The organism is Aeromonas sp. FL131 (genome assembly GCF_049860615.1).
Lineage (GTDB): Bacteria > Pseudomonadota > Gammaproteobacteria > Enterobacterales > Aeromonadaceae > Aeromonas > Aeromonas hydrophila.
Window position 1 is genome coordinate 2,330,587 of the sequence record NZ_CP187595.1, and the last position, 23,518, is coordinate 2,354,104.

The 23,518-nt window shown below is 60.2% G+C and carries 19 protein-coding genes and 1 pseudogene; 14 read left to right on the forward strand and 6 right to left on the reverse strand.

Annotation, left to right across the window (positions count from 1 at the left end; translation table 11 throughout):
- Positions 1 to 189: 189 nt before the first annotated feature.
- A complete protein-coding gene (locus tag ACPW75_RS10845) occupies positions 190 to 825 on the reverse strand; it encodes a YchE family NAAT transporter (RefSeq protein ID WP_016351085.1) in 636 nt (211 codons plus the stop codon).
- Between the two features lie 269 nt (positions 826 to 1,094).
- Here ACPW75_RS10845 and ACPW75_RS10850 point away from each other — a divergent pair, with 269 nt between their 5' ends.
- From ACPW75_RS10850 to ACPW75_RS10900, 11 genes are all read left to right on the forward strand, one after another.
- Positions 1,095 to 1,727, forward strand: a complete 633-nt coding sequence (locus tag ACPW75_RS10850; RefSeq protein WP_179101401.1) for a 2OG-Fe dioxygenase family protein — start codon at positions 1,095 to 1,097, stop codon at positions 1,725 to 1,727.
- Positions 1,728 to 2,022: 295 nt separating this feature from the next.
- Positions 2,023 to 4,686 carry a bifunctional acetaldehyde-CoA/alcohol dehydrogenase gene (adhE, locus tag ACPW75_RS10855; RefSeq protein WP_016351087.1) on the forward strand — a complete coding sequence of 888 codons (2,664 nt, stop codon included), beginning with the start codon at positions 2,023 to 2,025 and terminating at the stop codon, positions 4,684 to 4,686.
- A 109-nt stretch (positions 4,687 to 4,795) separates the two neighbouring features.
- Complete coding sequence (locus ACPW75_RS10860; RefSeq protein WP_077096147.1) at positions 4,796 to 6,031, forward strand: HD-GYP domain-containing protein; 1,236 nt, start codon at positions 4,796 to 4,798, stop codon at positions 6,029 to 6,031.
- 353 nt (positions 6,032 to 6,384) lie between these two features.
- Positions 6,385 to 8,055: a sensor histidine kinase gene (locus ACPW75_RS10865; RefSeq protein WP_077096146.1), complete on the forward strand. Its 1,671-nt coding sequence runs from the start codon at positions 6,385 to 6,387 to the stop codon at positions 8,053 to 8,055.
- Between the two features lie 57 nt (positions 8,056 to 8,112).
- On the forward strand, positions 8,113 to 8,817 hold the full coding sequence (gene btsR, locus ACPW75_RS10870; RefSeq protein ID WP_077096145.1) for a two-component system response regulator BtsR: 705 nt from the start codon (positions 8,113 to 8,115) through the stop codon (positions 8,815 to 8,817).
- A gap of 140 nt (positions 8,818 to 8,957) precedes the next feature.
- Positions 8,958 to 10,379 (forward strand): carbon starvation CstA family protein, encoded by a 1,422-nt coding sequence (locus ACPW75_RS10875; protein ID WP_039214540.1) that lies wholly within the window; start codon positions 8,958 to 8,960, stop codon positions 10,377 to 10,379.
- 289 nt (positions 10,380 to 10,668) lie between these two features.
- Positions 10,669 to 11,007 carry a DUF3302 domain-containing protein gene (locus ACPW75_RS10880; protein WP_017408083.1) on the forward strand — a complete coding sequence of 113 codons (339 nt, stop codon included), beginning with the start codon at positions 10,669 to 10,671 and terminating at the stop codon, positions 11,005 to 11,007.
- 3 nt (positions 11,008 to 11,010) lie between these two features.
- Positions 11,011 to 12,048, forward strand: a complete 1,038-nt coding sequence (locus ACPW75_RS10885; RefSeq protein WP_017408082.1) for an HlyD family secretion protein — start codon at positions 11,011 to 11,013, stop codon at positions 12,046 to 12,048.
- 113 nt (positions 12,049 to 12,161) lie between these two features.
- On the forward strand, positions 12,162 to 13,922 hold the full coding sequence (locus ACPW75_RS10890) for a DEAD/DEAH box helicase (protein WP_077096144.1): 1,761 nt from the start codon (positions 12,162 to 12,164) through the stop codon (positions 13,920 to 13,922).
- 131 nt (positions 13,923 to 14,053) lie between these two features.
- Positions 14,054 to 15,490: a D-alanyl-D-alanine carboxypeptidase/D-alanyl-D-alanine endopeptidase gene (dacB, locus tag ACPW75_RS10895; RefSeq protein ID WP_077096143.1), complete on the forward strand. Its 1,437-nt coding sequence runs from the start codon at positions 14,054 to 14,056 to the stop codon at positions 15,488 to 15,490.
- A gap of 143 nt (positions 15,491 to 15,633) precedes the next feature.
- Positions 15,634 to 15,897, forward strand: coding sequence for a GrxA family glutaredoxin (locus ACPW75_RS10900; RefSeq protein ID WP_010633640.1), 264 nt, complete (start codon positions 15,634 to 15,636; stop codon positions 15,895 to 15,897).
- Between the two features lie 56 nt (positions 15,898 to 15,953).
- Here ACPW75_RS10900 and ACPW75_RS10905 read toward each other — a convergent pair whose 3' ends face one another.
- Positions 15,954 to 16,166 (reverse strand): DUF1653 domain-containing protein, encoded by a 213-nt coding sequence (locus ACPW75_RS10905; protein WP_029302765.1) that lies wholly within the window; start codon positions 16,164 to 16,166, stop codon positions 15,954 to 15,956.
- 378 nt (positions 16,167 to 16,544) lie between these two features.
- Here ACPW75_RS10905 and ACPW75_RS10910 point away from each other — a divergent pair, with 378 nt between their 5' ends.
- On the forward strand, positions 16,545 to 17,759 hold the full coding sequence (locus tag ACPW75_RS10910; protein WP_011706443.1) for a pyridoxal phosphate-dependent aminotransferase: 1,215 nt from the start codon (positions 16,545 to 16,547) through the stop codon (positions 17,757 to 17,759).
- Between the two features lie 65 nt (positions 17,760 to 17,824).
- Here the strand turns inward: ACPW75_RS10910 and ACPW75_RS10915 are convergent, their stop codons facing one another.
- Together ACPW75_RS10915 and fabV are read right to left on the reverse strand one after the other, a co-directional pair.
- Positions 17,825 to 19,300, reverse strand: coding sequence for a YfcC family protein (locus ACPW75_RS10915; RefSeq protein ID WP_077096142.1), 1,476 nt, complete (start codon positions 19,298 to 19,300; stop codon positions 17,825 to 17,827).
- Positions 19,301 to 19,463: 163 nt separating this feature from the next.
- A complete protein-coding gene (fabV, locus tag ACPW75_RS10920; RefSeq protein ID WP_029300362.1) occupies positions 19,464 to 20,657 on the reverse strand; it encodes an enoyl-ACP reductase FabV in 1,194 nt (397 codons plus the stop codon).
- Between the two features lie 325 nt (positions 20,658 to 20,982).
- Here fabV and ACPW75_RS10925 point away from each other — a divergent pair.
- Both ACPW75_RS10925 and ACPW75_RS10930 read left to right on the forward strand, forming a co-directional pair.
- Positions 20,983 to 21,741: pseudogene (locus ACPW75_RS10925) on the forward strand (PAS domain-containing protein); the annotation flags it as partial.
- A gap of 108 nt (positions 21,742 to 21,849) precedes the next feature.
- On the forward strand, positions 21,850 to 22,281 hold the full coding sequence (locus ACPW75_RS10930; protein WP_258955074.1) for a methyl-accepting chemotaxis protein: 432 nt from the start codon (positions 21,850 to 21,852) through the stop codon (positions 22,279 to 22,281).
- Between the two features lie 60 nt (positions 22,282 to 22,341).
- Here the strand turns inward: ACPW75_RS10930 and ACPW75_RS10935 are convergent, their stop codons facing one another.
- Both ACPW75_RS10935 and ACPW75_RS10940 read right to left on the reverse strand, forming a co-directional pair.
- Positions 22,342 to 22,539: a hypothetical protein gene (locus ACPW75_RS10935; protein ID WP_029300284.1), complete on the reverse strand. Its 198-nt coding sequence runs from the start codon at positions 22,537 to 22,539 to the stop codon at positions 22,342 to 22,344.
- A 50-nt stretch (positions 22,540 to 22,589) separates the two neighbouring features.
- On the reverse strand, positions 22,590 to 23,486 hold the full coding sequence (locus ACPW75_RS10940; RefSeq protein ID WP_179101400.1) for a DMT family transporter: 897 nt from the start codon (positions 23,484 to 23,486) through the stop codon (positions 22,590 to 22,592).
- Positions 23,487 to 23,518 lie beyond the last annotated feature (32 nt).

A 23,518-nucleotide genomic window follows, 5' to 3' on the forward strand; every position in this document is an offset into this window, starting at 1 on the left:
GCAATAGATATTGTCAGGCAGGACTGGGCTTCATGGTCAAAAAAGCAGCTTTTAACCAATTATTCAGAATTTAAATATCGCGTGATGGACGTTTTTTATACAAACCCGCTCGATTCTAGGAAATGACCAACAAAAAAGAAACAATAAAAAGCCGGTCACGAGGACCGGCTCCAACAAAACAGACCTGAATCACATCAATCCGGGGAAGACCCCCTTGATCCCCGCCACCATGATCTCGATGCCGAGCGACATCATGATGAGACCCATGATCCGGGTCACCACGTTGATGCCGGTGTTGCCCATCACCTTGAATAGCAGAGGGGCGGCGCGGAAGATGAGCCAGGAGCAGAAGGCAAACACCATCACCACCACCGACATCCCCAGCATCTGGGACCAGGTGCTCTGGCTGGCATAGACAATAGAGGAGGAGATGGCGCCGGGGCCGGCCATCAGCGGCAGCGCCAGCGGCACCACAGCGACAGATTCCCGCGCGGCGAGCTCCCCTTTCTCCTGCTTGTTGTGCTTCACCTCCCCCAGCTTGCCCTGCAGCATGGACCAGGCGATCAGGGTGATGAGCGAGCCGCCGGCAATGCGAAACGACGCCAGCGAGATGCCGAAACCATCGAGGATCAGCTGCCCCATGTACATGGAGACCAGCAGGATGATCATCACCGCAATGTTGGCGGTGGTGTTGGTCTTCATCCGCTCTTCCGGCGTTTGGTGGCTGGTCAGGCTGACAAACACCGGCAACAGGCCGAGCGGGTTGATGATCGCGAACAAACCGATGAAAAACTTCAGATATAAAGAGACGTCAATTGCTGCCATAGGCGCCATCCAGAAGTAGAACGAGGCCCTGCGGGCCACCCCGATAAACCGTGCGTAAATTTACACCATGGCCGAAACCTTCACCAATCAAATAATCTCACCCTTTCCGTGGCTTTTCAGTTAGTTCCTCTAATGTCACGACGAAATTCAACATATCGAGTTGTTAATAAAGATTGTCGCCATTTAACACTCTGATAAAATCAATTCGAGTTTTATGCGGCCACGGAGTTTTGGCGCAACATTTCATCTTCGTAAAAAAGGATTTTGTAATGATTGATACGGACATCAAGTTGCAATGGCATCTGGATTCACTGCCCACTGGCAGTGTCGATCCCCTGCAGGGCTTCTTCGACCGGCTGCCGGTTGATCCCTACATCCAGGGCCGCTTTCGCGAACGCCGTTACGGCCGGGTTGAAAAAGAGGGCAGCCGCTTTTATCCCCTCGACAACGGCGTATTCTTCCAGGCGGCCGCCATCAACAAGTTTTTGGGGGACGTGCCCAGAACCTATGCCGAGCTGGATCCCGCCTTCGTCGCCCACCCCACCTTTCAGCTGATGTTGGCCCGCTTTGCCCGCCATACCCGGCTGGCGGATGGCCAGGCCATCGGCATTCACCAGATGCGCATCGTCACCGGCGAAGGTGAAAGCGTGCCGCCCGCCCCGGAAGGCGTGCATCAGGATGGCTTTGATTTCATCGGGGTGTTCTTTTGTGGCAGTGACGGGGTCAGTGGCGGCGCCTTGCAGCTCTATCATGGATTAAAAGAACAACCATTTTTTCAACAACAATTAAACGCTGGCGAGTATCTGATCCTGGATGATCGCCGTTTCTATCACAATGCAGCCCCCATACTGCCCCAGGGTCCGCACCGGGGACACTGGGACGTAATCGTGCTAACTGCTTGAAAAATGGTGCGTGAGCCCCTGTTCACGCCCCATTCATCCCGCTCCTGGCCCACTCAACAACTGCGCAACATCTGGCAAACATGTATTGTGAAACAAAATTTCTTTTGTTCTTTTGCTACACATGATCCAGATCAAGTTTTTCTGAGTCAGCCCCGCTCTATAATCGACTCAGAAAGCGATTTAGTAAGGCATGTAAATACCCCGTTGTGGTGATTCTGTTCTTGACAGGGCATCTATAATTGCCGGGCATTGCCAACGTCTTACTAAACAGTTTTCAAATCATCAGGAGATAAACATGGCAGTAACCAATATGGCTGAACTGGATGCACTGGTCGCCCGCGTCAAAGAAGCACAGCGTGAATTCGCCAGCTTCTCGCAAGAGCAGGTAGACAAGATCTTCCGTGCCGCCGCCCTGGCCGCCAGCAATGCCCGTATCCCCCTGGCCCAGATGGCCGTGGAAGAATCCGGTATGGGTATCATCGAAGACAAGGTTATCAAGAACCACTTCGCCTCCGAATACATCTACAACAAGTACAAAGAAGAGAAGACCTGCGGCATCCTCAGTGAAGATGACGAGATGGGTACCATCACCATCGCCGAGCCGGTAGGTATCATCTGCGGTATCGTACCGACCACCAACCCGACCTCCACTGCGATCTTCAAATCACTGATCTCCCTGAAGACCCGCAACGCCATCATCTTCTCCCCGCACCCCCGTGCCAAGAACTCCACCAATACCGCTGCCAAGCTGGTACTGGATGCAGCCATTGCCGCCGGTGCACCGAAAGACATCATCGGCTGGATCGATCAACCGACCGTTGAACTCTCCAACGCCCTGATGAAGCACAACGACATCAACCTGATCCTGGCCACCGGTGGCCCGGGCATGGTGAAAGCCGCTTACTCCTCTGGCAAACCTGCCATCGGTGTGGGTGCCGGTAACGTACCCGTTGTCATCGACGAAACTGCCGATGTGAAGCGCGCTGTCGCCTCCATCCTGATGTCCAAAACCTTCGACAACGGCGTGGTCTGTGCCTCCGAGCAAGCCGTCATCGTGGTTGACTCCATCTATGACCAGGTGAAAGAGCGTTTCGCGACTCACAACGGTTATGTGCTGACCAAAGAAGAAGCTGACAAGGTCCGCAAGGTCATCCTGATCAACGGTGCCATGAACGCCAACATCGTGGGCCAGCCCGCCACCAAGATCGCCGAAATGTCCGGCGTGACCGTGCCCCCCACCACCAAGATCCTCATCGGTGAAGGTCTGGAAGTGTGTGAAGAGGAAGAGTTCGCTCACGAGAAGCTCTCCCCGACCCTGGGTATGTTCCGTGCCAAGAACTTCGAAGAAGCCGTCGAAATGGCCTGCACCATGGTCAACCTCGGTGGTATCGGCCACACCTCCGGTCTGTACACCGACCAGGATCGCAACGCCGACCGCATCAAGTACTTCGGCGACAAGATGAAGACCGCCCGTATCCTGATCAACACCCCGACCACCCAGGGTGGTATCGGTGACCTGTACAACTTTGCCATCGCACCGTCCTTGACGCTGGGTTGCGGTTCCTGGGGTGGTAACTCCATCTCCGAAAACGTGGGTCCCAAGCACCTGATCAACAAGAAGACAGTCGCAAAACGGGCAGAAAATATGCTGTGGCACAAACTTCCGAAATCCATCTACTTCCGTCGTGGTTCCCTGCCGATCGCCCTGGGCGACCTGGAAGGTAAAAAGCGCGCACTGGTCGTGACCGACCGCTTCCTGTTCAACAACGGCTACGCCGACGAAGTGGTTCGTCTGCTCAAGGGCCTGAAGATGGAAGTGGAAGTGTTCTACGAAGTAGAAGCCGACCCGACCCTGTCTGTGGTACGCAAAGGCGCCGAGATGGCCCACTCCTTCAAGCCGGACGTGATCGTCGCGCTGGGCGGTGGTTCACCGATGGATGCGGCCAAGATCATGTGGGTGATGTACGAGCACCCGGAAACCGCGTTCGAAGATCTGGCCATGCGCTTCATGGACATCCGCAAGCGTATCTACAAGTTCCCGAAAATGGGCGTGAAGGCCGAACTGGTCTGTATCACCACCACTTCCGGTACCGGTTCTGAAGTGACCCCGTTCGCGGTCGTGACCGACGACGCCACCGGCATGAAATACCCGCTGGCCGACTACGAGCTGACCCCGAACATGGCCATCGTTGACGCCAACCTGGTCATGGGCATGCCCAAATCCCTGTGTGCCTTCGGCGGTATCGATGCCGTGACTCACGCCATGGAAGCCTACGTTTCCGTACTGGCCAACGAGTACTCCGACGGTCAGGCGCTGCAAGCCCTGAAACTGCTCAAAGAGTACCTGCCGTCCAGCTACCAGAACGGCGCCAACGACCCGGTTGCTCGCGAGAAAGTACACAACGCTGCCACCATCGCCGGTATCGCGTTCGCCAACGCCTTCCTGGGTGTGTGCCACTCCATGGCTCACAAACTGGGTGCTGAGTTCCACATTCCGCACGGCCTGGCCAACGCCCTGCTGATCAGCAACGTGATCCGCTACAACGCCAACGACAACCCGACCAAGCAGACTGCGTTCTCCCAGTACGACCGTCCGCAGGCTCGCCGTCGCTACGCCGAAGTGGCCGACCACCTGGGTCTGACTGCCGCCGGTGACCGTACCGCCGCCAAGATCGAGAAGCTGCTGGTATGGCTGGACGAGCTGAAAGCCACTCTGGGTATCCCGGCCTCCATCCGTGAAGCCGGCGTGTCTGAAGCTGACTTCCTGGCCAAGGTTGACCAACTGGCCGTGGAAGCCTTCGATGACCAGTGCACCGGCGCCAACCCGCGCTACCCGCTGATCAGCGAGCTGAAAGCCATCCTGCTGGACACCTACTACGGCCGTCCCTTCACCGAAGACGCTCAGGTAGCGGCCAAGGTTGAAGCCAAGGTTGAAGGCAAGAAGAAGTCCAAAGCCTGATAAGCTGAACCGACTCGAGAGCCCGCGCACATGCGCGGGCTTTTTTGTTTGTCTATCTGCTTAATTTTGCTAGCTTGTTCATAGGCATTCATGAAATGCGAGCTAGCGTATGGCGCTGATACAAGCCTCCATCGAGCAGTTGCGGGTAGGTCACTACATCCATCTCCCCACGGGATGGACCAACCACCCTTTTATGTTCAATGCATTCAAGATCAAGGATCAGCAGCAACTCGACATCATTCGCCATCTCGATCTCAGCCTGCTGATGGTGGATCCCGACAAGAGCGACCTGCCTATCGAACCCATCTTGCGCGGTGACATCCCTTCCGCCGGGCCTGACCTGTCGATCATCGAAGAGCTGGTGGAGAGTGGCCCTGCCCCGTTTGATGAGAAAGCCTTTCGCCGCTCCCTGCGCGCCGCCGACAAGGCCTTCGGCCAATCCATGTCCGAGCTGCGCGATGCGCTGGGGGCACTCAACCTCAAGCCTGACGAAGGGCTCGCCAACACGGCGCAGATAGTGCGCAACGCCGCCGCCCGCATCAGTGCCCACGAAGGGCCGCTCGGCCTGCACCTCATTCGCAGCCCGCACACCGACATCCTGCTGCAGCACAGCCTGAACGTGGCCTTCATCGCCATGTTGATGGCCCGTGAGCTCGGCATGAACCCCATTGAAATCGAAGAGACCGGGCTGGCCGGCCTGGTGCACGACATCGGCGAGCTGAAGATCCCGACCCAGATCACCCAGAAACGGGGGGAGCTCAACAAGTCGGAGCAAAACTTCCTCAACATGCACCCCCAGTACGGGCTGGAGATGCTGACCCAGTTGCAGGCCTTCGAGCCCAAGATCCGCCAGGTGGCCCATCTGCATCACGAGCGCCTCGACGGCAGCGGCTTTCCCCTTGGCATCAAGGGGGGCGAGATCCCGCCGCTGGCGCGGATCATCGGGCTGGTGGATTACTATGACGAGCTGCTGCACCCACGCAACAGCGCCACACCGGCGGCGCCGAGCCAGGCCATCAGCCAGCTCTACAAGCTGTCGCAGAAGAAATTCGACCAGGATCTGGTCAAGCTGCTGATCAAGGTGCTGGGGGTCTATCCACCCGGCTCGCTGGTGATGCTCTCCGACGACTCGGTGGCGCTGGTGCTCTCCACCGAGCCCACCATGCCGCTCAAGCCCAAGGTGCTGCCCTACATCAAGGCACAGCGGCCGGAAGGGGTAGTGATGATCGACCTGCGGGAAGATGAGCGCACCATCAAATCATTTATCAAGCAGGAAGAGCTGGATGAGGGGCAACGGCTGTTTTTCAACCTGACCCGACGCTTCTGTTACTATTTTGCCTTCTGAGTTATCCCCAGAAGCTGGGGATAACTCATTGGACAAACCTGAATAATCACTCGATTGCCCGCAAAATTGTTCGCCATCCACCATGGATAAAAAACGCCCAGCCAAGGGGCCGGGCGGAGCATGCCACCTCCGTGTGGCGTATCCAGCGGATACATTCATGCTCCATCCAGCAATATCAACCCTTGGGCGATTACACAAATATCAATTTAACATACTGATTTAATATGGTTTTATTTCACGTTTCTGGCACACTGCGGCCGCAATCCCGCCCTGGCGCCCCGCAGAACAAGATCCTGATCACATTTATTCAAGGTTGCCGCTTTTTTCGGCACGGACTCTGAGGAACGTTTTTTATGCAGTTGGTCCTCTCCCTGCTTCAACAGATGAGCGTCAGCCTGGTCATCGCCTACCTCTTTTCCAAGAGTCCGCTGCTGCGTCCGCTGGCCAACTACTCGGTCAGGCTGCCTCACAAGGTGCTCATCTACATTACCTTCTCCTGCTTCTGCATTCTCGGCACCTACGTGGGGCTGGATATCGACGACGCCATCGCCAATACCCGCGCCGTCGGCGCCGTGCTGGGCGGGCTGCTAGGGGGCCCGTTGGTGGGCTTTCTGGTGGGGCTGACCGGCGGCCTGCACCGCTATACCCTGGGCGGCTTCACCGATCTGGCCTGTGCCATCTCCACCACCTGCGAGGGACTGCTGGGCGGGCTGGTGCACTGGCGGCTGATGAGGGCGGGCAAGATGGACGCCCTGTTCGAGCCGCGCATCGCCTTCTTCACCACCCTCTACGCCGAGATCATGCAGATGGTGATCATCCTGCTGGTGGCCACGCCATTCGATAAATCCCTACTGCTGGTGCGTACCATCGCCACCCCCATGATCCTGGCCAACTCCTGTGGCGCCGCGCTCTTCATCAGCATGATCCGCGATCAGCAGCAGATGTACGAGAAGTTCTCCCGGGTCTTCTCCGCCAAGGCGCTCAATATCGCCAACCGCACCGTCGGCATCATGAGCCAGGGCTTCACCCCAGAGGCCAGCCACAAGATTGCCCGCATCATCCAGGAGGAGACCGGGGTGGGCGCCGTCGCCATCACGGATACCGACAAGATCCTCGCCTTCATCGGCATCGGCGAGGATCACCACCAGCCAGGTACCCCCATCACCTCGGCCATCACCATGCAGGCCATCGCCCGCAACAAGGTGCTGTTTGCCGACGGCAACAGCCAGCCCTACCGCTGCAGCATCTCGCCCCAGTGCCAGCTCGGCTCGGTGCTGGTAATCCCGCTGCACGGCGACGAGGGGGTGATCGGCACCATCAAGCTCTATGAGCCCAAGAAGCGGCTGTTTCTCAAGATCAACCACACCCTGGGGGAAGGGATTGCCAACCTGCTCTCCCAGCAGTTGCTGACCGGCCGACTGGAGCAGCAGCAACGGCTGCTGGTGCAATCCGAGCTCAAGCTGGTGCAAGCCCAGATCAATCCCCACTTTCTGTTCAACACCCTCAACACCATCAGCGCCATCACCCGGCGCGAACCGGAGCGGGCGCGCCAGCTGCTGCTGCACCTCTCCCTGTTCTTTCGCAAAAACCTCAAGCGCCAGAGCGGCTTGGCCACCCTGCAAGAGGAGCAGGAGCACTGCCAATCCTATCTGGAGATCGAGCTGGCCCGCTTTGGCGACCGGCTGACGGTGCAAAACGAGATCCCGCCGGCCCTCACCGACCTCAAGCTGCCGAGTTTCACCCTGCAGCCCCTCATCGAGAACGCCATCAAGCACGGCATCTCCACCCTGCTGGAGCAGGGGCACATTCGCCTCTACACCGAGCAGACGGCAGAGCGGGTCACCATCCACGTGGAGGACAATGCCGGCACCTGGCAGGAGAAACCGGCCGGCGACGGGCTCGGCATGACCCTGGTGGACCGGCGCCTCAAGAGCGCCTTCGGCAACCGCTATGGCCTGAGCGTCAGTTGCGAGCCCGACTGCTGGACCCGGGTCTCCGTCACCCTGCCAAGGGAGCTGCCATGATCCAGCCGCCGTCCCACTTCATCTTCACCCACCACCCCAGCCACGCAGGAGAACCCCATGATCCGCACCCTCATCGTCGATGACGAGCTTTACGCCCGCGAGGAGCTGATGCAGCACCTGGCCGCCGAGCCCGATATCGAATTGCTGGGGGCGGCCGCCAACGCCATCGAAGCGCTGGTGCTTATTCAGCGGCTCAAACCCGACGTGGTGTTTCTCGACATCCAGATGCCCAAGCTCAGCGGCATGGAGCTGGTGGCCATGCTCGATCCCCTGCCCCGCATCGTCTTCGTCACCGCCTTTGACGAGTACGCCATCCAGGCGTTCGAGGAGAACGCCTTCGACTACCTGCTCAAACCGGTGGAGCCGGTGCGTCTGGCCAAGACGCTGGCGCGGCTGAGGCAAGATCTAACCCCCCAGCCCCTGACGGCGCTCGCCCCCGCCATTCGCCACATCCCTAGCTACCTGCACAACCGGGTACGGCTGCTGCCCATCGAACAGGTGGAGTACGCCTTCTCCGATCTCGGCGGGGTGCACGTGGCGAGCCAGGGCGAGCGGTTCCATACCCAGCTCACCCTCAAATCGCTGGAGGAGAAGACCCCGCTGCTACGCTGCCACCGCCAGTACCTGGTGGCCCCGGCCGCCATCTTCGAGATCCGGCTGCTGGAGAACCAGCTGGCGGAGATAGTGACGCCGAGCGGCGCCCGGGTGCCGGTCAGCCGCCGTTACCTGAAGGAGTTGAGGGAGATGCTGGGGCTGGAGTAAGCCCCACTGTGTGAGCCGGATCACGAGCGCCGACCGCTCGGCCCGCCATTTGACCGCTCATGCCGTTTTACCTGCCGTTAACAGAGCAAGTCCCTACACTGGCCGCGCACACCCAACAATAACAAAGCAGGAGCGTAGCAATGATCTGGTTCTTCCTCTGTGTCGGCTTGCTGATAGCCGGCTATTTCGTATACGGCAAATTCATCGAACGGATATTTGGCCCCAAGCCGGAGCTGAAAACCCCCGCCATCACCATGGCAGACGGGGTGGACTATGTCCCCATGTCGGACAAGAAGGTCTATCTGGTTCAGCTGCTCAACATCGCCGGCGTCGGCCCCATCTTCGGCCCCATCCTGGGCGCCCTCTACGGTCCGGTCGCCATGCTCTGGATCGTGTTCGGCTGCATCTTCGCCGGTGCGGTGCACGACTACTTCTCCGGCATGCTGTCGGTGCGCGCCAAGGGCGCCTCGGTGCCGACCGTGGTCGGCGAACACCTCGGCACCACCGCCAAGCACTTCATGAACCTATTCGCCGTGGTGCTGTTGATGCTGGTGGGCGTGGTGTTCGTGCTGAGCCCGGCAGGCCTTCTGGCCAACCTCACCTCCACCGATCTGGTCTACTGGATTGCGGCCATCTTCGCCTACTACATCCTGGCGACCATAGTCCCCATCGACAAGATCATCGGCCGTTTCTACCCCATCTTCGGCGCCCTGCTGGTGTTCATGTCGGTCGGCCTCATCATCGGCCTCATCGTCTCCGGCAAAGGCTTCTACAACACCGGGATGGATTTCTCCAACCTGCACCCGACCGAGCTGCCGCTCTGGCCGCTGCTCTTCATCACCATCGCCTGCGGCGCCGTGTCGGGCTTCCACGCCACCCAGTCACCGCTGATGGCGCGCTGCATGCAAAACGAGAGCTCCGGCCGCTTCATCTTCTACGGCGCCATGATTGGTGAAGGGATCATCGCCCTCATCTGGTGCACCCTGGGTCTCTCCTTCTACGACAGCACCGAGGCGCTCAACGCCACCCTGGCCAGCGGCGGCCCCTCTGCCGTGGTGCACGAGGTCTCCACCAGCCTGCTCGGCACCGTCGGTGGCATCCTCGCCATCCTCGGCGTGGTGATCCTGCCCATCACCTCCGGCGATACCGCGTTTCGCAGTGCCCGCCTCATCGTCGCGGACTTCCTGAAACTGACCCAGAAGCCCATGGCCAAGCGACTGCTCATCGCCATCCCCATGTTCATCCTCGGCTTCATCATCTCCAAGGCCGAATTCGGGGTGATCTGGCGCTACTTCGGCTGGGCCAACCAGACCACCGCGGTGATGATGCTGTGGGCGGCGGCGGCCTACCTCGCCAAAGAGGGCAAGCTGCACTGGGTCTGCACCATTCCCGCCATGTTCATGACCGCCGTGGTATTCACCTACCTGGCCAACGCCCCCATCGGGTTCGGGCTGGAGATGGGCGTCTCCACCATGATTGGGCTAGCCAGCACCCTGATCGTCACGGTGGCCTTCCTGGTGAAATTCAGGCCCGCGCTGATCAACAAGCCCAGCGAAAGTTGATCCACGCCAACCATGTCAAAAAAGGAGCCATAAAGGCTCCTTTTTTTGCTGCTCATCTCATCGCACTAATGCCATACTCGTCCCGTAAGTTCTTGTCATGGATACGACTTTACGGACTTGCCCCCAACAATATCAGCGTCTGTTTTGACGACTTGGAAACTACTTAAGCTTCAGTACAACAAAACAACTTAAGATTTCGGGCCCGACAGGAGGGAAATCAGGTGGCTGACTGCCTTGCAGAGCCCTGTTCCCAATGACAATGCGGTGCGTCAAGCCAGCGGAGGCATAAATGGCACTCGATTATTTTGCTCTTGGTCTGCTTTTTTTTGTGGGTTTGGTCATTTTTTATGGGGTCATCGTCATTCACGACATTCCCTATGAAATAGCCAAGCATCGTCAGCACCCCCATCAGGACGCCATTCACGTGGCCGGCTGGGTCAGTCTGTTTACCTTGCACGTGCTGTGGCCCTTCCTCTGGATCTGGGCCACCCTCTATCGTCCCGAGCGGGGCTGGGGCTTCAATCAGCGGCTGCAGCAGGATGAAGAGGATATCCAGCAGCTCAAACAGGAGCTGGCCGACCTCAAAACCCGTCTCAACACCATCGAACAGACCGAGCAACAGGGATAAATCATGGACCTGCTACTGATCCTGACCTACACGGCCATCTGCGTGGCCATCTTCAAAATCTTCCGTATCCCGCTCAACAAGTGGACCGTGCCCACCGCCGTACTGGGCGGCGTGCTGATCATCGGCACCCTGATCATGCTGATGAACTACAACCATCCCTACTCGGAGATGGCGCGCAACTACTACGTCTCCACCCCGATCGTGCCGCTGGTCAAGGGCCGGGTCATCGAGGTGCCGGTACAGGCCAACCAGCCGGTGAAGAAGGGCGACGTGCTGTTTCGTCTGGATGCCGCCCCCTTCCAGCTCAAAGCAGACAGCCTGACGGCGCGGGTTGAATCCAACCGCAACCACCTCAAGTCCATCGAGGCCAGGTTGCGCTCCGCCAAGCTCGACCGGGATCGCGCCAGCGATCTGATGCGTCGCGGCGTCGGCAAGCAGCGCGACCTCGACGTCACCCAGGCCAACGTGGACGACATCGTGGCCCAGCTCGAGCAGCAACAGGCAACGCTGGAAGATCTGCAGGCCCAGCTTGACGAGGCCAAATATCAGGTCGCGCAGACCGTGGTCTATGCCCCGAGCAACGGTCACGTGGTGCAGCTGGCCTTGCGCCCCGGCATGATAGCCACCCCCTACATGTATCGCCCGGTGATGACCTTCATTCACGAGGATGAGAACGCCTATGTAGGCTGGTTCTGGCAGAACAGCATGCAGCGCCTGGCGGTAGGCGATGAGGCCGAGGTGGTGATCGACGGCATCCCCGGCAAGATCTTCCAGGGCAAGGTGACCGCCGTGATCCCGGCCATCGCCGCAGGCAACGTGCAGGCCAACGCCGGCCTGCTGGATCAGACCAGTGCCGTGCGGCCGGGCCGCCTGCCGGTGCTCATCTCCATCACAGACCCCGAGTGGGCCAAGTATCAGGTGATCGCCGGGGCCAGCGGCCAGGCCGCCATCTACACCAAGCACTTCCACCATGTCTCGGTGATGCGCAAGGTGCTGCTGCGCATGGCCAGCTGGATGAACTACGTCTTCCCCTTCCACTAAGCGAAGACATTATCGCCAGCGGGCCGGCACCATGCCGGCCCGCTGTTTTTTGGCGCCAGGATCCCTATAATGGCGCCATCCTGCATCACCCCACATCGATCCCCCAAGCCTGCATGTTCGTTCTCAGACCCTATCAGACCGACGCCGTCAACGCCGTGATCAGCCACTTTCGTCAGCACCCGGATCCCGCCGTGGTGGTGCTGCCCACCGGGGCCGGCAAGAGTCTGGTGATCGCCGAACTGGCCCGCAAGGCGCGCGGCCGGGTGCTGGTGCTGGCCCACGTCAAGGAGCTGGTGGAGCAGAACCACGCCAAGTACGAAGCATGGGGGCTCAAGGCCGACATCTTCGCCGCAGGGCTGGATCGCAAGGAGGCGAGCGCCCAGGTGGTGTTCGGTTCGGTGCAGTCAGTGGCGCGTAATCTGGCTGCCTTCGACGGGGCGTTTTCGCTGCTCATCATCGACGAGTGCCACCGGGTCTCGCTCGATGACGACAGCCAGTACCATCAGGTGATCGAGCATCTCAAGGCCGCCAATCCAGCCCTCAAGATCCTCGGCCTCACCGCCACCCCCTATCGGCTGGGGCTGGGCTGGATCTATCGGCGCCACTACCACGGCATGGTCAAAAGCCACGGCGAACGGCTGTTCGGCGACTGCGTGTTCGAGCTGCCACTGCGCTTCATGGTCAAAAACGGCTATCTGACCCCGCCCAGGCTGGTGGATGCCCCCATCGTCCACTACGACTTCAGCAAGCTGGTGGCGCGGGAGAACGGCCTGTTCAGCGAGGCGGATCTCAACGGCGAACTCAAGCGTCAGCAGCGGGTTACCCCCCATATCCTGAGCCAGGTGCTGGAGTATGCGGCCGATCGGCAGGGGGTGATGATCTTCGCCGCCACCGTCGAGCATGCCCGCGAAATTCACGGCCTGCTGGGTGCCAGAGGTCAGCAGGCCGCCCTCATCACCGGCGAGACGCCGGGGCCGGAGCGCGATGCCCTCATCAACGCCTTCAAGGCGCGCGAGCTCAAGTTTCTGGTCAACGTGGCGGTGCTCACCACCGGCTTCGACGCCCCCCACGTGGATCTCATCGTGATGCTCAGACCCACCGAATCGGTGTCGCTCTACCAGCAGATCGTGGGTCGCGGCCTGCGCCTCTCGCCCGGCAAGACGGACTGTCTGGTGCTCGACTACGCCGGCAACAACTTCAACCTGTTCGCCCCCGAGGTGGGGGAGCCTCGCCCCCACGCTGGCACCGAGCCGGTGCAGGTGCCCTGCCCCGCCTGCGGCTTTGCCAACACTTTTTGGGGCAAGACCGACGAGGATGGCAAGGTGATCGAGCACTACGGTCGCCGCTGTCAGGGGCTGTTTGAAGATGACGAGGGCCATCGCGAGGAGTGCGACTACCGCTTTCGCGCCAAGATCTGCCCCGCTTGCGGCAGCGAAAACGACATCGCCGCCCGCCGCTGCCAGAGCTGCGATCAGCTGCTGGTGGATCCTGACGACAAGCTCAAAGAGGCGCTCAATCTCAAGGATTGCATGGTCATTCGCTGCGCCGGGCTGACGCTGAGTGCCGGGCGTGGCAAACAGGGGGAGCGGCTGGAGGTGGTTTATCACGATGAGGATGGTCTCACCCTCAATGAGTACTTCGGATTTCACTCCCAGGGCGCACGGCGCTTGTTTCAACAGGTCTTTGTGCGTCATCATTGGCCCGCTCCGGGTCTGGAACCCGAATTTGCCACCCTGGCGAGCGTGCTGGCGGCGCAAAGCCAGTTTCGCCACCCCGATTTCGTCATCGCCCGCAAAGCGGGGCGGTTCTGGCAGATAAAAGAGAAGATTTTTGATTATGAGGGTCGCTATCGCACCGCCAACTCGATGGCGTGATGGCCAGTGGCGACCGGCATGAATCGTATGAATGGCTTTGCCACGGTCGATCCCGCATCGGCGGGTGAAACCAGGTTGAATTGTCAGGGCCGGCACCACTGCCGAGCCCTTCGTCACGTTTAGAGGATGTTATGCAGCGGCTGTTGATTGGTTTTTGTGCTCTCTTTTCCCTGGCGGCCCACGCCGCCCCGCTGACGCCCCCTGAGGGTGGCCAGTACGCCATCATAGTGCAGGGCAACAACGGGGTTGAATTTGCCCGCCATGCGGATCAGATGATCGCCCCCGCCTCCACCATGAAGGTGCTCACCGCGCTGGCAGCCCGCCTTGAGCTGGGTGCCGACTTCCGCTTTGCCACCGACATCCAGGCCCAGCCCGGCGCCAAGCAGGGCAACGTCATCAATGGCGATATCTGGATCAACTTCGTCGGCGACCCCACTCTGTCACGGATGGATCTGCTGGCTCTGTTCAAACAGCTTGGCGTCAACCAGATCAAGGGCAACGTCTACGTCAACACCGGTGCCTACAACGGCTATGAGCGTGGCAACGGCTGGTCGTGGGGGGATCAGACTCTCTGCTTCGCCGCGCCCGTCTCCTCCGTCATCATCGACAAGAACTGCGCCTACGGCACCATCACGGCCACCCAGATTGGCAAACCTGCCACCGGCAACGTGGCCACCGGCGTCCCCATCGGCATCGGCGCCGACAACGTGGAAGTGATGAGCTATGGCGACATGGCTCGCCAGTTCTGCGCGCTGGAAGTGGACATGGCCAAAGGCAACTTCTACGAGCTCAAGGGCTGCATCACCCCGAACAAGGAGCCGCAGGGTCTGCGTTTTGCCATTCACGACGTGGAAGCCTGGGGCTGGGACAACATTCGCTGGGCCATGGACAGGGCCGGCATCAAGCATGACGGCCTGCTGCGGGTGACTCACAAGTCGCCGGACAATGCCGAGACGCTGGGCACCCACTACTCGGTCTCATTGCCGGTGATGCTGGCCAAGATGCTGAAGAAATCGGACAACCTCTATGCCGATACCTTCCTCAAGACCGTGGGCCGCCACTACTACAACAAGCCGGGCAGCTATCGCAGCGGCACCATGGCGGTGCGCGCCATCCTGACCAAGAACGGCATCGATCTGGGCAACGCCACCCTGGCCGACGGCTCGGGCCTCTCTGCCCACAACCTCATCAGCGCCCGCCAGATGCTGTCGGTGCTGAACTTCATCCAGAAAAATGATGCGGAGCTTGGCCTCATCAAGCTGCTGCCAAGCTCCCAGGTGGACGGCACCCTGGCCTGGCGGCGCAGCGTCACCGCCCCCATGATGAAGAACAAGGTACATGCCAAGACCGGCACCATCACCGGCACCTCCAACCTGGTGGGCTTCATCGACACCGCCGGCGGCCAGCGCAAGGCCTTCGTCATGTTCCAGCGCGGCCTGTCGCAGGATCCGGCGACCCATGAGCGCTACCGCGCCAGCAAGGCCGCCTGGCCCTGGACCCTGTTCGAGAAAGGGGTGCTGGAGAGCATCTACCAGCAGCAGCCGATCCAGATCGCCGATCAGGGTTAAGCTGCCGCAAGGGGATTGACGATGACGGCCGGCGAAGCGCCGCCTTATCGAAGATGGCGAACGGCCGTATCGACAATTTCCACTTTGACTAGTCACGAGGCGGGGCTATCCTGTCCCCAGCCTCATATGAATGGAGAGAGAACATGTTTGCAGTGATTTTTGGTCGTCCCGGTTGCCCCTATTGTGTCCGTGCCAAGCAGATCGCCGAACAGCTGGTTGAACAGCGTGACGATTTCAAATTCCGCTACGTGGACATCCACGCCGAAGGCATCACCAAGGAAGATCTGGCCAAGAGCGCCGGCAAGCCGGTCAATACCGTGCCGCAAATCTTCCTGGACGAGCAGCACATCGGTGGCTGCACCGATTTCGAAGCCTATGCCAAAGAGAACCTGGGTCTCTACCAGTAAGCTCACGTTGTGAAAAAGGCGCCATCAGGCGCCTTTTTCATGGTCAATGGTCAGCCTCAGCCGGCAACCGGGGTGAAACGGCTCACCACTTCTCCCTGATGCTCGATCCACTCCATGAACATGGCCACCGGGCGGGCATAGACGGCGCCATCCTGCTCGCTCTGGTAGATCACCAGCTGCTCCCCGGTTTCGGTGTGCAGGGCCAGGGTCAACACCTGATAATACCCACCCTTGAAATGGCGGTAGCGACCAACTGCGGGGGCTTGCATGGGAACTCCTTCGATATCGACGCCGGGCGGCGCCAGCATGGCGCGCAGACCACATGCTCTGCTTTTGGGCCGGCACCGACAAAAATAATGACATTTTTCACGCAAGCCAATCGTGCCAGCGAGAGTGAATATTTCAACACAGTCGGGTAGCTTTGTTAATCAGCCCCTCATCTTTCACTGGTGAAACTCGGTTACCACAAACGATCGTGCTGAATTTAACGTTTTGGCAACCCTGTTTCAGGGCTAAAAATCAGGGAATTCTACTAAAAAGAGGATTGTTCTAGCATTCAATTCTGTGAAGAATAGGGGAAAAGAAATTTGATACTAAAAAACGCCTTTTTCGCCAACGCGCCCCCAGGGGAAGGAATCACAGTCACCATGTTCACTATCGACAAGTCGCACAAGCTCGACGATGTCTGCTATGACATCCGCGGCCCGGTGCATAAAGAAGCTCGCCGTCTCGAAGACGAAGGCCACCGCATCATCAAGCTCAACATCGGCAACCCGGCCCCGTTCGGTTTCGATGCGCCGGAAGAGATCATCAAGGATGTGATCCTCAACATGCCGCTCAGCCAGGGCTACTGCGACTCCAAGGGGCTGTTCTCGGCCCGCAAGGCGGTGATGCAGTACTACCAGCAGAAAGGGATGCGTAAGGTCGACATCGACGACATCTACATCGGCAACGGTGCCAGCGAGCTCATCGTGATGGCGATGCAGGCGCTGCTCAACAACGGCGACGAGATGCTGGTGCCCTCCCCCGACTACCCGCTGTGGACGGCGGCAGTGACCCTCTCCGGCGGCCATGCGGTGCACTATCGCTGCGACGAAGGGGCCGACTGGTATCCGGATCTCGACGACATCCGCGCCCGCATCACCCCGCGCACCCGCGGCCTGGTGCTGATCAACCCCAACAACCCGACCGGCGCCGTCTACGGCAGCGAGTTCCTGCTGGAAGTGATCGAGATCGCCCGTCAGCACAACCTCATCATCTTCGCCGACGAGATCTACGACAAGATCCTCTACGATGACATCTCCCACACCAGCGTCTGCACCCTGTGCGACGATGTGATGGTGGTGACCTTCAACGGCCTCTCCAAGGCCTACCGCGCCTGTGGCTTCCGTCAGGGCTGGATGGTCATCACCGGTCCCAAGGGTCGTGCCAAGGGCTACATCGAGGGGCTGGAGATGCTGGCCTCCATGCGGCTCTGTGCCAACGTGCCGATGCAGCACGCCATCCAGACTGCGCTCGGCGGCTACCAGAGCATCAACGAGCTGATCCTGCCGGGCGGCCGCCTGCGCCGCCAGCGCGACAAGGCGTGGGAGCTGCTCAACGACATCCCTGGGGTCTCCTGCGTCAAGCCCAAGGGGGCGCTCTACATGTTCCCGCGCCTCGATCCCAAGGTGTACGACATCCGCGACGACCAGAAGATGGTGTTCGATCTGCTGCAGCAGGAAAAATTGCTGCTGGTGCAGGGCACCGGCTTCAACTGGCCGGCACCGGATCACTTCCGGCTGGTGTTCCTGCCCCGGGAAGAGGAGCTGGAAGAGGCCATCGGCCGTCTCGCCCGCTTCCTCAAGGGCTACAAGCAGTAAGCAAGGCTCATGAAAAAGGCTCCCGCGGGAGCCTTTTTGTTGTCTGTCGTTTGCTAGCCGCGCCATCAGCCGTGCAGCAGGGCACCGGCCACCAGTACCGTCATGGTGATGAGAGCCACCCCGATGATGAAGGGCAGCACCCAGCGCACGAAGCGATCGTAGGGGATCTTGGCCAGCGCCAGCCCCGCCACCAGATGAGCGGCTGTGGGGGCGAACAGGTTGATCCAGCCGGAGGCGGACTGATAGGCAGTGATCACCAGATCCCGCGAGATGCCGGAGAAGTCCGCCAGCGGCCCCATCAGCGGCATGGAGACGGTCGCCAGCCCCGAGGTGGAGGGGATGAAGAAGCTAAGGATGATGTGCACCAGATAGGCCATCAGGATGAACACCGACGACGACAGCCCGCTCACCAGTCCCTCGGCCCAGTGCAGTATGGTGTCGATGATGACCCCATGCTCCATCACCACATAGATGCCGCGTGCCACCGCCACCACCAGCGCCACCCCGATGAGGTCCCGCGCCCCGTTGAGGAAAGTCGCCACGTAGTTGGACTCCGGCATCCGGTTGATCAGCGCGATCAGGATGGAGGCGCTGAAGAACAGGGTGGAGAGCTCGTCGAACCACCAGCCCAGGGTGGGCAGCAGGTCGATGCCCAGATCCGACCAGGGCACCACCGCATAGATCATCAGCAGGAAAGTGCCGAAGAAGACCAGCATGGTGAGCTTCTGCTTGCCGCTGAAGGCGAGGTTGCCGCTCTTCATCTGGGAGAACTCGTCGTCATAGGCGATGTCGGCCAGCACGGAGCGGGACTTGTCCTGCTGCACCTGCTTGGCGTAGCGCATCACGAACCAGGAGGCGAAGATCACCAGCAGCAGCCACTGCACAACCCTAAGGCCAATCCCCTCCCCGATGGGGATACCGGCAAAACCGGAGGCGATGCCGGTAGCAAACGGGTTGACGGTGGAGGCGAGCACCCCGACTCCGGAGCCGAGCAGGATGATCCCCGCCGCCACCATGCGATCGAAGCCCGCCGCCATCATCACCGGCACGATCAGTGCCCAGAAGGCCACCGTCTCCTCCGCCATGCCGAAGGTTGAGCCGCCCAAGGCAAACAGGGCGATCAGCACGGGAATAAGCAGCCGCTCGCGCCCGGCAAAGCCGCGCACGATGGCGCCTACACCGGCATCCAGTGCTCCGCTCTGCATGGTCACCGCCAGAAAACCGCCGATGATAAGCACGAACAGCGCCACGTCGGCTGCCTTGTGAAAGCCCTGAATGGGCGCCTTGAGCACATCGAATACCCCCTGCGGTTGGGAGGGGAGCTCGGTGTAGCTGCCGGGCACCGGCAACAGTCGCTCGTCGCCGCTGTAGTCGGCCACGGCCGCCGCCGTAATCGGCTGCTGGCTCTTGGCCGTCACGTAGTTGTATTTGCCCGCCGGCAGCACCCAGGTGAGGGCCGCCATCAGGGCTATGATGATGAAAAGCAGGGTATAGACAGTGGGGAGTTGGCGCTTTTTGGGCGCTTCATGTGGAGTGGTCATAGCTTCCGTACCTCGGCAATGCCGTCATGTGATCCGATCACCGCCAGACTAGCGGGTTTGATATGGGAAAAAGGTGATCGCGGATAATAAAATTCCGCAACTTAGCGGGATTTTTGCCAAAAAAACAGGGCCCCGCGGGGCCCTGTTTTCACTTGGGTCAGACTCAGAGCTCGACCACATCGAATTTCACGTCCGGATTCACATCCGCATCGTAATCCACCTCGTCCAGCCCGAAACCGAACAGGCGCAGGAACTCCTGCTTGTAACCGGTGTAGTCGGTCAGTTCGGAGAGGTTCTCGCTGGTGATGGACGGCCACAGGTCACGGCAGGTCTGCTGCACGTCTTCGCGCAGTTCCCAGTCATCCATGCGGATGCGGGCCTGATCGTCCAGCGCCATGTCGGCAGCGTAGAGACGGGTACGCATCATGCGGTCCACCTGCTCCATGCAGCCCTCGTGAATGCCCTTCTCCTTCATGATCTTGAACGCCATGGAGATGTAGAGCGGCATCACCGGAATGGCGGAGGAGGCCTGGGTCACCACGGATTTCAGCACGGCCACGTGGGCGGTGCCGCCCTTGGCAGCCAGATCGCCACGGATGGCGGCGGCGGCGCGATCCAGATCTTCCTTGGCACGGCCCAGAGTACCGTGCCAGTAGATTGGCCAGGTCAGGTCGGTGCCGATGTAGGAGTAAGCCACGGACTTGGCGCCGTCGGCCAGCACGCCTGCATCGCGCAGGGCTGCCATCCACAGCTCCCAATCCTGACCGCCCATCACAGTGATGGTGTTCTGGATCTCTTCCTCGTTCGCCGGCTCGACGGTGGCGGTGATGATCTGATCCTTGTTGGTATCGATGGCGGTGGTGGTGTAGACCTCGCCGATGGGTTTGAGGGCAGAGCGCACCACTTCGCCGGTATCCGGCAGCTTGCGCACCGGCGAGGCCAGGGAGTAGACCACCAGATCAATCTGACCCAGATCCTGCTTGATGAGCTCGATCACCTTGGCGCGGCACTCGTTGGAGAAGGCATCGCCGTTGATGCTCTTGGCGTAGAGGCCCGCCTCTTTGGCGGCCTTGTCGAAGGCAGCGGAGTTGTACCAGCCGGCGGTGGCAGTCTTGGTCTCGCTGCCGGCTTTTTCGAAGAAGACGCCGAGGGTGGCAGCGCCGGAGCCGAAGGCGGCGGCAATGCGGGAAGCCAGGCCATAACCGGTGGAAGCGCCGATCACCAGCACCTTCTTGGGACCATTCTCGATGGTGCCCTTGGCCTTTGTATAAGCGATCTGGCGACGAACATTGGCTTCACAACCGACCGGGTGAGTGGTGGTGCAGATAAAGCCGCGAACCTTGGGTTTGATGATCATATGGGGTCTCGGATCCGTTTAATGGATGAAATCGGGGCATAAGATACCTCATCTTGCCGCGATAAGGTGCTCTGATGTGTTGAATCGCAGGGAAAATGAGCAAAGCGTGGGACAAATGCCACCCAGGAGGCTGCCGTCAGCCTGCCGGAGCGGGACCGGCCTCCTTGCCCCTCTGCACGGCTTGCCCACATGGCAAGATCGATAATGACAAAACAAACAACTAACCCTGATGGCTGAGGCGACGACCAAACAACCTGTACTAGTATTCAGCCGGTCGGGTATTGTCATGAAAGGCCTCACCAGGGTCTTAACAAGGAGCTCCGCCATGTTTTGGAATCGCACGGGTAAAAGTGAACAGAGTGAACAAGCGGCACAGATCGCAAAACTTGGCGCCTTTGAGCAGGCCATCCAGTCACGGGTTCCCTATATCGAGTTCACCCCGGAGGGGGTGGTCACCTTCGTCAACGATCGCTTTCTCGCCATCGTGGGTTACGCCCGGGAGGAGGTGATTGGCAAGCACCACAGCGCCCTCTGCTTTCCCGAGGACGTGAAAACCCGTGAATATGAGCAGCTGTGGCAGGATCTGCGCAGGGGGGAGTCACGTAACGGCCGTTTCATCCGGCAGGCCAAATCGGGCAAGGCGGTCTGGCTCGAAGCCAGCTACTTCCCGATCCTCCTCGATGGCAAGGTGATCAAGGTGGCCAAGGTGGCCTCCAACGTCACCGAACAGCAATCCACCCTGGAGCGCACCCAGGCCCTGCTGGCGGCACTGGACAAATCCCTGGCCGTCATCGACTTCCAGCCCGATGGCACCGTCATCACCGCCAACCAGAATTTCCTGCACTGCTTCGGCTACCGGCTGGACGAGGTGGTGGGCCAGTCTCACCGCATGTTCTGCGACGAGGCCTTCTATCAGCAGAATCCCAACTTTTGGCGGGATCTGGGAACGGGCTCCATCCAGTCCGGGCTCTTCATGCGCCTTGGCCGCCACAGCGAGAAGATCTGGCTGGAGGCCACCTACAACCCCATCTTCAACCATGAGGGCAAGGTGATCAAAATCATCAAGCTGGCGAGCAACATCAGCGAGCGGGTGGAGAAATCCATCTCGGTGCGCGAAGCGGCCCAGAAGGCCTGCGCCATCGCCGGAGAGACAGTGCTGAGCGCCGCCAGGGGCCGGGAGGTGATCGACAAGGTGCTGGAAACCTCGGCCCACATCAACAGCTCAGTCAGTGAAGTCAGCCGGCAGATAGAGAACCTCAACCAGCAATCCAGAAGCATAGAGTCCATCATCTCCACCATCAGCAGCATCGCGGATCAAACCAACCTGCTGGCGCTCAACGCCGCCATCGAGGCGGCCCGCGCCGGCGAGCAGGGCCGCGGGTTTGCGGTGGTGGCCGATGAAGTGCGCCAGCTGGCGGCGAGAACCTCTACCTCCACCGGCGAGATAGTCTCCGTCATCCGGCTCAACTCCGACATCACCTCGAGGATCACCCAGACCGTCTCGGTAGTATCGGACAAGGCGATGGCGGGCCAGGCTCAGGCCGACATCATCGCCGGTGTCATTCAGGAGATCATCGAGGACGCCAACTCGGTGTCGGATACCGTCAAGGGCCTCTCCATCTAGGGGCCTATCCATCACAACACACGGGGCCAGGCCCCGTGTGTTTTATCTTCCGATCAAAGGTCAATCCAGCCCCGACAGATAGTGCCTGGCCTCCTCGTCGGCCTGCTGCAGGGCGCACTCCCACAGCTCGGCGATGCAGAGCCCCTCCTCGCCCACCGCTTCCTCTTCCAGCGCCTCCAGTGCCCGTGCATCGGCCAGGGTGAAGGGATGGTGGCCAAGCAGCAGTCGCGCCTGCGCCAGTAACCTCATGTCACTCATGATCCCGCTCCTCGCTGCTACCTGCTCTGACTGTAGTCAATTTGCGGCCATCACAGGCCTGTGGTGGCCGCCGGCATTCGCACGCGCCTGGCCGGCAGCTGTCCCACCGCGATCCCCAGCAGCACGGCGCCACAGGCCACCCATTGCAAGGCGTTGAGGGTCTCTCCCAGCAGCAGATAGGCCAGCAGCAGGGTGAACACCGGGATGAGATTGACGTAGGCCGCCGCCAGCGTCACCTTCACCTGAGTCACCGACCAGTTGTAGAGCAGGTAGGCCCCCAGGGTCACGCAGGCGCCGAGAAAGACGATGACCGCCATGTCCTGCCAGACCCAGGCCGTCGGCCAGGGTTCGCCAAAGGCAAAGGGGGCGAAGAAGAGGGTGCCGACAAACGCCTGCAACGCAGTCAGGGTCAACACGCTGTAGCGACTGCAGAGCTTCTTGAACACCACCGAGTAGGTGGCGGCGCAGAACATGGCCGCCATCTCCAGGCTGTTGCCAAGCAGGGCATTGGGGGCAAATTCATCCGTCCCGCTGCCAAAGCCGAGCAGCGCGATACCGAAGATGGCGATGGCAAAGCCGAGCAACTGGCGACGACTCACCCGCTCGCGGATCAGCACGAAGGCCACCAGCGCCACGATGAGCGGCAACAGGGCACAGACCATGCCGGCCTGACCGGCACTGGTGTAGCGCAGGGCGTTGACCTCCAGCAGGAAATAGAGACAGGGCTCCAGCGCTCCCATCAACGCCAGCCAGCGCCAGTCCCCTTGCTGATAGCGGAAATTGCCGAGATAGCGGTAGCAGCACAGCCAGCAGAGCGCCGCCACGCTCATGCGCATGAACAGCACCTGACCGAAACCCCAGACCCCCAGCACGTGCTTGAGCGCGATGAAGGAGCTGGACCAGAGCAGCATCGCCAGGGTCAGGGTAAAAATGGGTAAAGGGCGCACGTTTCCTCCATGAAATTGGCCATTTGAATAAT

Excerpts from the sequence above, each read along its gene's own strand:
- ACPW75_RS10860 (WP_077096147.1), top strand. The coding sequence starts at position 4,796 with ATGGCGCTGATACAAGCCTCCATCGAGCAGTTGCGGGTAGGTCACTAC.
- ACPW75_RS10900 (WP_010633640.1), top strand. The coding sequence starts at position 15,634 with ATGTTTGCAGTGATTTTTGGTCGTCCCGGTTGCCCCTATTGTGTCCGT.
- adhE (WP_016351087.1), top strand. The coding sequence starts at position 2,023 with ATGGCAGTAACCAATATGGCTGAACTGGATGCACTGGTCGCCCGCGTC.
- ACPW75_RS10910 (WP_011706443.1), top strand. The coding sequence starts at position 16,545 with ATGTTCACTATCGACAAGTCGCACAAGCTCGACGATGTCTGCTATGAC.
- ACPW75_RS10935 (WP_029300284.1), bottom strand. The coding sequence starts at position 22,539 with ATGAGTGACATGAGGTTACTGGCGCAGGCGCGACTGCTGCTTGGCCAC.
- fabV (WP_029300362.1), bottom strand. The coding sequence starts at position 20,657 with ATGATCATCAAACCCAAGGTTCGCGGCTTTATCTGCACCACCACTCAC.
- ACPW75_RS10865 (WP_077096146.1), top strand. The coding sequence starts at position 6,385 with ATGCAGTTGGTCCTCTCCCTGCTTCAACAGATGAGCGTCAGCCTGGTC.
- dacB (WP_077096143.1), top strand. The coding sequence starts at position 14,054 with ATGCAGCGGCTGTTGATTGGTTTTTGTGCTCTCTTTTCCCTGGCGGCC.
- ACPW75_RS10885 (WP_017408082.1), top strand. The coding sequence starts at position 11,011 with ATGGACCTGCTACTGATCCTGACCTACACGGCCATCTGCGTGGCCATC.
- ACPW75_RS10890 (WP_077096144.1), top strand. The coding sequence starts at position 12,162 with ATGTTCGTTCTCAGACCCTATCAGACCGACGCCGTCAACGCCGTGATC.
- ACPW75_RS10845 (WP_016351085.1), bottom strand. The coding sequence starts at position 825 with ATGGCAGCAATTGACGTCTCTTTATATCTGAAGTTTTTCATCGGTTTG.
- ACPW75_RS10850 (WP_179101401.1), top strand. The coding sequence starts at position 1,095 with ATGATTGATACGGACATCAAGTTGCAATGGCATCTGGATTCACTGCCC.
- ACPW75_RS10905 (WP_029302765.1), bottom strand. The coding sequence starts at position 16,166 with ATGCAAGCCCCCGCAGTTGGTCGCTACCGCCATTTCAAGGGTGGGTAT.
- ACPW75_RS10915 (WP_077096142.1), bottom strand. The coding sequence starts at position 19,300 with ATGACCACTCCACATGAAGCGCCCAAAAAGCGCCAACTCCCCACTGTC.
- btsR (WP_077096145.1), top strand. The coding sequence starts at position 8,113 with ATGATCCGCACCCTCATCGTCGATGACGAGCTTTACGCCCGCGAGGAG.
- ACPW75_RS10875 (WP_039214540.1), top strand. The coding sequence starts at position 8,958 with ATGATCTGGTTCTTCCTCTGTGTCGGCTTGCTGATAGCCGGCTATTTC.
- ACPW75_RS10880 (WP_017408083.1), top strand. The coding sequence starts at position 10,669 with ATGGCACTCGATTATTTTGCTCTTGGTCTGCTTTTTTTTGTGGGTTTG.